Consider the following 9,143-nt stretch of genomic DNA (forward strand, 5'->3'; position numbering starts at 1 on the left):
GAGACCACGTCCTCAGCCGAGAACGATTCCGGGAACTTGGGCCAAGGTCGCCGACAATGCGTCGATCTTGTTCGACAGATCCTTGCGTTGCTCGGCGTTGACCGTCGTGTATGCCACGTAGCCGTCACCCTGGCGGTACTGGTTGATCGCCGTCCGCACATCGGTGAACTGCCCGGTGATCTTGTCCATCAACGCAGGATCCTTGGCGGAGATGATCGGCTGCATCTCCGCGATCAGCGTCTCTGCGCCGTCGACATTGGCTGCGAAGTCCCACAGGTCGGTGTGTGAATAGCGATCCTCCTCTCCTCCGACCTTGGTCGCCGCGATCTCGTCGATCAACGCCTGTGGGCCTTGCACGAACTGGCGGGTCTCAAAAGTGAAATCTTGCTTGTTCACTTCATCTTTGAGCGTGTTGACGTTGTTCAGTAGCTCGTCGGCCGCCTGGGTGATGTTGGCGTCGCTGTCGGCGGAGGTGGCGTTCGCGGCGTCGGCGGGCGCGATCTGGCCCGGACCGTCCCCGACCTCTTGAGGCTGGGGCGGCCACAGGTAGCGTTCGAGTCGATGGAACCCGGTGAAGGGTTGGGCGCCGTCTTCGGTGTCGTCCCAACGCATGTCGATCGCGGGATCGAGGTCCGGGAAGGACTCGGCCACGGGCTCGATGCGTTCGTAGAACGTGCGCACCTGCCCGAACATGGCTTGTGCCTGGTCACGCTGCCCCGCCTTGATGTGATCCACGAACACCGTGGTCTGTGCGGCCAACCCGTTCACCTGCCCACGTACATAGTCGAGATAGCGTTGCTTGGCAGCGTTGACATCAGCGGGAACGGCCTGCTTGTCCTTCGTGTCACCGGAGACGGTGATCTGCTGCCTGATTCCCGTCCCGACCATGCCGGGTTTGCATGCGACGGTGTAGGTGCCGGGGTCCGTGACCTCGACGGTGAGGTTGCCGGAGAGGCCGGGACCGATGTTCTCCACCTCGCCGAGGACCCGATTATTGTTGCCGTACAGGTAGAATTCGGTGACTTTCGGACCATTGTTGGTGACCGTGAAGTTCACGTCGCCTGTTTGTGCGTCGGTGCTGGCCAGATCGCAGGCATCATTGGTGGAGGTGACGTCGATGGTGCCGTTGGCGCCGTCTTTGGAGGTACAGCCCGCAAGCAGTGCAGGTGCGGCTACCGTCATCGTCAGTAGCGCGACCGGCGTGGTGATTCTTCTGTTCACCTGGTTTTCCTTTCAGATACCGGCATCGGGAGCGGCCGGGGTTTGCGGGTGCGCATCGGCCGAGCGGGCTGGGCGGCGGCGATTGGCACGGAGGAACAGCGCCAGCACGATGACGATGTAGAGCGACCACGCGGCGACCTGCAGAAGAGTCGGATCTGGGCGGAAGTTGAATATTCCTGCCAGAAGTGTTCCATACCAAGATGATTGGTCATAGTATGCCGAGGTGTCGAATGCCAGGGTCGGTCCACCGGGTAACCACCCGACGGTCTGCAGGGCACGCACTCCGTAGGCGAGAATGCCAGCGGCGACGAAGATCAGGAAGATGCCCGTATACAGAAAGAACTTATGAAAGTTCAGGCGCACGGCACCTCGATACAGCAGGACCGTCAACAAGACGGCCACCAGGATACCGAGCAACAGCCCGAGCAGCGGCCATAGACTGCCGGACACACTCTCGGCGTACCCGACCATCAGCAGTGCGGTCTCGAATCCTTCACGCCCGACGGCGAGAAACGCCAGCCCCATCACCGCAGCGCCACCGCTGATCAACGCCGTCGACATCTCGTCTTTGAGATCAGCGGAAATGTGTGCGGAGGCCTTGCTCATCCACAGCACCATGAACGTCACGATCGCCACCGCCACCAGGGAGGCGAGGCCGGCGATCAGTTCTGCGGTCAACGTCGACACCGTCGAGGTACCGAAATGGATGATCACGAAGATCGCGATGACCATGGCGACTGCTGCGCCAACGCCCGCCCACAGCCACTTGAGCGCGTCTCGACGGTCCGACTTCACGAGGAAGGCAACGAGAATCATGACCACGATCCCGGTTTCGAGCCCTTCGCGTATGCCGATGAGGCCGCTGCCGAACACTTGAGCAGCGACAGAGGGTCCGGCCGTATCCATGTATCGGCGCTCCTTAATGGGTGACGTGAGTTCGGACGCCCGCCACGTTGTCGGGATAGGTGAGCCGGATGCGAGCCGTCCGCGCGATCAGTGGCGCCGAACATGTTTCGCGGAGTCTGCTGCGCCGTTGTGGTGCTCGAGGTTCGACCGAAACCGAGCTGTGACCACCTGACACTGACGTTTCGCCATGAAACTCGATGATTTCGGTCGCACCGCCACCAGCAGCACCCAACAGTGTTCGTCGCGAGTAGCGTCGGCCACCGTCGGGTCGCCCACGGTCACCCACTTCCGTCACCACGATGGCGGGCCGACCGGCTCGGGTGTCGCACCAGCGGAGATGGGTCCTGCGTCATCCGCTCCGATGAGCGCTTCACTGGCATGAGGCCATGCTTTCCTAACAAAGCTTAGTGGACGCTGAGTACCGCTGTACGGTGCGGCAGAGCCGGGTTACTGTCATCGCGTGCAGACGCGAAGGGCAGGCCCCTACCAGCGGATATGCCGCTGGCTTCGTCCTGTTCGGACACGGTTGACCGTCACCGCGAGTGTCCTGGTGATCCTGGCTCTCACTCTTGCGGCACTCATCATGATTGTCGCCCTGCACCACGTTCTTGCGCGATCCGCGGAGTCCGCGACATCCGCCCGCGCACACCAGATCGCCGGAATCGTCGCCAGTGAAGGATTGGCCGGCGTTGAACCGTCACTGCTGAATGCCGCTCAGAATGTCGCCGTCATCCAGATCGTCGACCCCACCGGAACCATCCGACTCAGCAACAACGCAAACTACAACCGCCCGCTCGCACCTCCACTGCCGCCCGGCCAGCAGACAACGCTGCCCTCGACGTACGCGAAAGACGACTCCGGCGAGGCGTACCAGGCCAGCGCAATCGGTGTGAAGACACCGGACGGCGTCCTCACTGTGATGGTCGGGGCGGCCATCACCCCGATCAACGCGACCGTTCTGATCGTCGCAATCCTGTGCAGCATCGTGTTCCCGCTCATCGTCGCCGGGATGGCCTTGTTGACCTACTATTTCGTCGGTCGCGCGCTCCGTCCGGTCGAGGCCATCCGACGCCGGGTCGCCGACATCACGGGCGGCGACCTCACCCAACGTGTACCTGTTCCGGCGACCGGCGACGAGATCGCCACCCTGGCAACCACCATGAACGAGATGCTCGGCCGCATCGAAGAGGCCCGGGGACAACAGCTCCGCTTTGTCAATGATGCATCGCACGAGCTCAACAGCCCGCTGACCACACTCGTCGGCCTGCTCGATCTGGCACGCGTCAAAGGCCAACCCATTGATCCCGACACCGTTGATGTCGTGATGATGCCCGAAGCCATGCGCCTGCAGAACATGGTTGCCGATCTGCTGCTGCTCGCTCGAGCCGACGAGAGCGGTGTTCCGTTGCGCTGGACGGACGTCAATCTCGATGAGATCGTCAGCTCCGAGGTCGCGCGTCTGGAAGCCACCACCGACCACACCATTACAGTCTCGATCGTGCCCGTCCGCATTCGCGGCGACGCAGAGAAGCTCACCCGAGCCCTTCGCAACATCGCCGACAATGCTGCACGCCACACCGACGACACGCTCGCCTTCGCCATGACGCACGACTCGACGACCCGCTCGGCGACAATCACAGTGTCCGACAACGGACGAGGCATACCAGATGTCGACAAGGGCCGCATCACACAGCGTTTCGTTCGTCTCGACACCTCGCGCGAACGCACCAGCGGCGGGTCTGGGCTCGGATTGTCGATCACCAACGAAATCATCCGCGCACATCACGGATCGATGATCATCACCGACTCCGACCACGCAGGCGCAACCATCGGGTTCACACTGCCCGCCGACGAGTGAGGCATCAGCCGAACGGTCCATCCCCCACCACAGTCGCACAAAGGTCACGAAAGGCATTGCGAGTCAGTGAATCGTCTCATCGATACCGCCTCCTGCTACGTCCGCACGATCTACAACATCAGCGAAGACGGACAAGTCCCACGCCGAGCTCGCATCATGGAACGCCTGGGCCAGGCAGGACCCACTGTCTCCCAGACGGTCGCCCGACTCGAACGGGACGGACTGCTCACCGATGGCACGACAGAACAACATCTCGTGCTGACACCCGAAGGCCAACGCATCGCGATCGCCGCCACTCGCAAACACCGACTTGCCGAACGGATGCTCACCGACATCCTGGGACTTCCTGCCCAAAGAGTGCATGAGGAAGCGTCTCGATGGGAACACGTCATGAGCGATGACGCGGAACGCGGAATCATCGAGCTCCTGGAGAATCCCACCGAGTCACCATGGGGAAACCCGATACCGGGCCTCGATCAACTCGGTGTCGAGTGGCGACCACGGCCTCCGGGCATCCGACTACTCGACATCGGGCGACCCAAGGACCCGATCCAGGCGACCGTGCGATCGATCTCGGAAGACGCGCAAGACGATGAAGCCCTGATGAGCCAACTGATCTCGGCCGGTGTCATCCCAGGTGCGCGGGTGCGTGTCGAGTACCGACCGGGCATCTACGTTGTGCGCGGCTTGAACAGCATCGAAGTCGCTGCAAAGCGCGCACACATCATCCAACTCGACCGCGGGTAACCGACTGTGCCGTCGCGAGGTCAGCCACCCCCATCAGCAGCCAGTCGATACCCGACTCCGCGAACAGTCTCGATCGCCTTGCATTCGAAGGGCGTGTCAATTCGGCGGCGAAGGTAACTGACATACACCTCGACCACATTCTCGTCACCGCGATAGTTGATGTCCCACACCGAGTCCAAGATCTCCGCCTTCGTCACCACCTCGCCTTTGCGACGCATCAAGTACTCGAGCATGCCGAACTCCCGCGGCGTCAGGCTCAGCTCGACATCACCTCGTTTCGCAACATGCGCGGCCGGATCCAACGACAGACTGCCCGCTACGAGAACCGCCGGCCGCGCCGGTGCACCCCGACGCGCGAGCGCCCGCAACCTCGCCACAAAGACAACGAATGAGAACGGCTTCGTCAGGTAGTCATCGGCACCGAAATCGAATGCGTCGGCCTGGTCATACTCTCCGTCTTTCGCCGTCAGCATCAGCACGGGAGTCCAGTTGTCCACGCTTCTGAGACGGCGAACCACCTCATAGCCATTCAAACCCGGCATCATGATGTCCAGAACGACAACGTCGAACCGCTCGGTCATGGCTCGCTCGAGACCAGTCACACCATCGTTGACGACGTCAACGACCCAGCCTTCGGCAACCAGCATCCGCCGAACCGTCTCCGCGACGCTGCGATCGTCCTCGACCACCAAGATGCGCATCAGCCCACAACCCTCTGTCCAGCGTTCGCTCCGACTCCGATGGGCCGAGTAGACGCTCCGACACTATTCGACCGTCTGCTCTCCCTTCTCTGTATAGTTCCTTCGGCGCGCTTAGAACATGCTGAGTCGGGATCTTCGTCGCTCCGAGCGCGGCTCGTCAGCCGTCCGGATGGGGCATCGGCTCCCGGCGGTGGTGACGGCGCGGAAGACATTGTTTCATCGGTGACCTTGTGCGGCATAGAGCATTTCAGATCGAGTAGACCCGCTAAGTTCCTTCCGAGTAGACGTATATCTGGTGTGGATCATCGCCTTCGGGTACGACTATGGCCTGACTACCAGCTGCAAGAAGGTCGCCCGCGCCCAATCCATCGTTGCGAATAACCGTCAGCGGCATCGACTCCTCGCAGTGCAGACCCATGTCTGACACCAGCGAATATCTCGACAGTTCACTGGCGCATTTCGCCTGCAAGACGGGACCGAACTCGGCACTGGAGTTCATCTCGGCCAGCGCGCGCAGATCTACTTTCTCCGCGTCATCGTAGCGGAGGAAGTAGGCCGACTTGCCCGAAAACGGAGGTGGCACGAAGTACCCCGCGATAAAACGATACTGCTCGGGGAGAGCGATCCGGATCGCCGACAACGCATCGTCAGCCTGACTCACTTCGAGGGTGCGCGCCGACAGGTCTGACTCAACTGGGACGTCACAGCTGGTCAGGATGCCGATCACCGCGAAAGCGCCGACGCCCAATGCGTGGGAAAGCTGGGGTCCGGCCGGATGGCGATGTCGACCGACGCCAACCCCGACAGAGTGCTCCAAACGGAGAGCAGCACGAGACACGCGATCGCGCTGTCGAACCAACTCTTGAACTCCGCGTTTGCACGCGGCATCTCGGGCGCGTTCTGACAGGCCAGCCTCGGCGAGAGGATCCCATACATCGCCTCGGTCGAGACCGACATCCGCCATTCCCATCCGGTCATCCACCAAGATGCGTACCAAGAAAAGCCAGAGTCCGATTCCACGCATCCCGTTGCGCCACCGCGCTGCCACGAGGTGTGCCTCCCGCTACGAGGCCGTCGGACCTGTCGACGGTCGTCGGGGTCGCCGGCGGACGTATGAAATGACCGGCACCGGTGTACACGTGGAGTTCGTCGGCGGCGCCCACTCCTGCGGACGAACGCCGATCCATGATCGCACGGACCATCTCATCTGCCGGATAGGACTGGTCGTCGTCACCGGCGATCCCCAGGATCGGCGCATCGACCTCCTCGACCGGGATCACCGCGGCCTCCACCGCGTCACCGTCGGCGAGGCCGGCCGCGTACGCCGTTCGGGTTGCTATCGCCATCGACGTCGGACGGCGAGAGAACAATCGACGTACCTGGTTCTTGATGAGCTGCGAGAAGAGCTTCTCCGCCTTCACCGGCACATACGGCAGATCAACAGCTCCGCGCGTCAGGGCACTGGCCTTCGGAGGGGGTCCGTCGTTGCGAAGAGCCTGGAAAACAACATGACTCGGCGCGACCAGTACCACGGCCTTCGCTCGGAAATCCCGAGCCCCGCTCAGCGTCGCAAGCGCCGTCTGACATCCGACCGACCCCGCGTGGACCGCGACTCGCTCGGAGTCCACATAGAGCAGTGCCGCGAACGATCGCATGCCGGCCTCGATCGATTCCACGGCTATGCGTGCAACGGAGTCCGGCAGGCCGGGCTGTTGGGTGTAGTAGAGAACGCCCGCGGCGTAGCCGTGCGAGGCGAACAACGCGGCGGTGGCCTGCGTGGCGCCGCTGACCAAGGTTCCGGGCACGACGATCACCCCGGGCAGAGGACCCTCCGTCACCGCCGGCCGGTAGCACGCCAGTACCCACCCGTCACCCTCGATTCGGTCTGTCACGAGCCCGACGCCCCATGATCGCCGGACCGTCAGGCTCGCGGCCTCGCGCTCAGCGGTCGCGGTGATGACGAAATCGAGGCCGGTCTCGCAACCCGTGAAGACGACCGGCGCAGTCGCCTCGGACACGAATTCCATGGAGGTCCAGGGCTCATCGGGATCCGGGATCTCCACGACACCATCGTCACCGACCTGATAGTCATGAATCGACTGCCACGGATGCCCCTCGGCGTCGGTCACTCTGACGACCAGTACGACCGACGACGCCTCGGTGTCGCTGACGCGAAACGACACGGGACTGTCGATGAGCTCGGAAGGCGAGGAGATGTGTAGCTTCACGCCACCAGTGTCGCGCTTCTCCGGCCCCCGCGCGTGATCGTCGCGAACTTGCTGTGATCGATCTTGTCGGTGCCATCTCGTAGTGTTGTCACCAGCAGGAAAGAAGAAGACGAAGCGCGCCCCGTGTCCACATGCCGGCCCGTCGCACAGAACACGTAAGCCCTGCTGTCCTGTTCTGTCATTCGGGAGGCCGCAATGTCATCGACCGCATCACTCATCGCCATCGGCGACGCCCTGCGCGCCGTTCACCACGACCACGAGTCCATGACCGGGCAGAGCGCCTTCGAGGAGATGCGCGCCCTGTACACGATCCGGAATCTGATCGATCACCACGCAGCACAGCTGACCGGCACACTCGAACGACTGCGGGTGGCCAGAGACCACGGACGAACTACTCGAGAGTTGTTGATCGTCATGGGCTTCGCTCCGTCTGTGGCGCAGCGCTACGTTCGCATCGCCGGTGCGCTTGCGCTGCTCCCCACCCTGTCGGCGCATGCCGTCGACGGCGTGGTGCCAAGTGAACATGTCGACGCCATCGTCCGCGGCGTCGAGCACATCGGCAAAAGATCACCGGAACCGATCGACGACGCGATGCGTCTATACTATGTGACTGATCTTCTCGGACAACACTTCTCCGGCGCCACCCCAGCCGAGATCGCCGACCGCGCCCGCACCCTGGGCAACGTCCTCGCCGACGACACGCCCGACGGGTTGCCCGCCGCCGAAGACCGCTCCATCAACACGCTCACCAAGAGTAAGACCACCGACGGGCGCCTACATGTCGACGCCGACCTCGATCTCGAAGTCGGCGAGAAATTCCAGGCCGCGATGGAACGCTACGGTGCACCCCGCCCCGAACCCGACGGCTCCCCCGACGCACGTTCCACCGAACGACGCCTGGCCGACGCACTGGACACCATCCTCGACATCGCCGCCGGAGGCGGAAACGACATGAGCATTGTTCCGAGAACTCATGTGCTAGTGACCATTCCCGCCGACAACCCACAGCTGTCCGCACTCGAACACATGGGATCGATCACCCGCGCCACGATGAACCGACTCGCCTGCGACCCAACCATCACACCACTGCTCGTCGACGGCGAAACCGTGCCCCTCGACGTCGGCAGAGAGAAACGTCTGTTCACCCCCGCACAACGCAAAGCACTGCACGTCCGGGACAAGTGCTGCATCAAATGCGGCGCCCCCGCCACCCGCACCCAGGCCCACCACATCGCGCACTGGGCCGACGGTGGCGAAACTTGTCTGGAGAACGGCTGCCTGCTGTGCCCGTCCTGTCACGCCGACGTCCACCACAACGGATGGGACGTGTACATCGGCGCCGACCGGCACGCCTGGCTGATACCGCCGACCACCGTCGACCCCGAGCAACGAGCCTTACCAAGCTACAACCGACGCACCCTGACCCTCGACAACCTGCCCGCCGCCGCCTGACCGATTCCTGACATCACCATCCAACGACCA

Annotated in this window: 9 protein-coding genes; 3 read left to right on the forward strand and 6 right to left on the reverse strand. The window is 62.8% G+C overall.

Features of this window, described 5'->3' with window-relative positions:
- Window positions 1-12: 12 nt before the first annotated feature.
- A complete protein-coding gene (gene efeO / locus D7316_RS14120) occupies window positions 13-1,221 on the reverse strand; it encodes an iron uptake system protein EfeO (RefSeq protein ID WP_408610009.1) in 1,209 nt (402 codons plus the stop codon).
- Between the two features lie 12 nt (window positions 1,222-1,233).
- Window positions 1,234-2,127, reverse strand: a complete 894-nt coding sequence (gene efeU, locus D7316_RS14125; protein WP_124708807.1) for an iron uptake transporter permease EfeU — start codon at window positions 2,125-2,127, stop codon at window positions 1,234-1,236.
- Window positions 2,128-2,653: 526 nt separating this feature from the next.
- Between efeU and D7316_RS14130 the strand changes: the two genes are divergently transcribed.
- Both D7316_RS14130 and D7316_RS14135 read left to right on the forward strand, forming a co-directional pair.
- Complete coding sequence (locus D7316_RS14130; protein WP_232016912.1) at window positions 2,654-3,985, forward strand: sensor histidine kinase; 1,332 nt, start codon at window positions 2,654-2,656, stop codon at window positions 3,983-3,985.
- Window positions 3,986-4,051: 66 nt separating this feature from the next.
- A complete protein-coding gene (locus tag D7316_RS14135; RefSeq protein WP_124708808.1) occupies window positions 4,052-4,732 on the forward strand; it encodes a metal-dependent transcriptional regulator in 681 nt (226 codons plus the stop codon).
- A 20-nt stretch (window positions 4,733-4,752) separates the two neighbouring features.
- On the opposite strand, the gene D7316_RS14140 is transcribed toward D7316_RS14135, so the two are convergent.
- From D7316_RS14140 to D7316_RS14155, 4 genes are all read right to left on the reverse strand, one after another.
- Window positions 4,753-5,433, reverse strand: a complete 681-nt coding sequence (locus tag D7316_RS14140; RefSeq protein WP_124708809.1) for a response regulator transcription factor — start codon at window positions 5,431-5,433, stop codon at window positions 4,753-4,755.
- Window positions 5,434-5,698: 265 nt separating this feature from the next.
- Entirely contained in the window at window positions 5,699-6,160 is a 462-nt protein-coding gene (locus D7316_RS14145) for a hypothetical protein (protein ID WP_124708810.1), read from the reverse strand.
- Window positions 6,157-6,390: a hypothetical protein gene (locus D7316_RS14150; RefSeq protein ID WP_124708811.1), complete on the reverse strand. Its 234-nt coding sequence runs from the start codon at window positions 6,388-6,390 to the stop codon at window positions 6,157-6,159. The genes D7316_RS14145 and D7316_RS14150 overlap by 4 nt, the downstream gene beginning before the upstream one ends.
- A 17-nt stretch (window positions 6,391-6,407) precedes the next feature.
- Window positions 6,408-7,661 carry an acyl-CoA thioester hydrolase/BAAT C-terminal domain-containing protein gene (locus D7316_RS14155; RefSeq protein ID WP_124708812.1) on the reverse strand — a complete coding sequence of 418 codons (1,254 nt, stop codon included), beginning with the start codon at window positions 7,659-7,661 and terminating at the stop codon, window positions 6,408-6,410.
- A 195-nt stretch (window positions 7,662-7,856) separates the two neighbouring features.
- Here D7316_RS14155 and D7316_RS14160 point away from each other — a divergent pair, with 195 nt between their 5' ends.
- Complete coding sequence (locus D7316_RS14160) at window positions 7,857-9,113, forward strand: HNH endonuclease (protein WP_232016913.1); 1,257 nt, start codon at window positions 7,857-7,859, stop codon at window positions 9,111-9,113.
- Window positions 9,114-9,143 lie beyond the last annotated feature (30 nt).

The sequence above is a fragment of the Gordonia insulae genome (assembly GCF_003855095.1).
GTDB classification, from domain to species: domain Bacteria; phylum Actinomycetota; class Actinomycetes; order Mycobacteriales; family Mycobacteriaceae; genus Gordonia; species Gordonia insulae.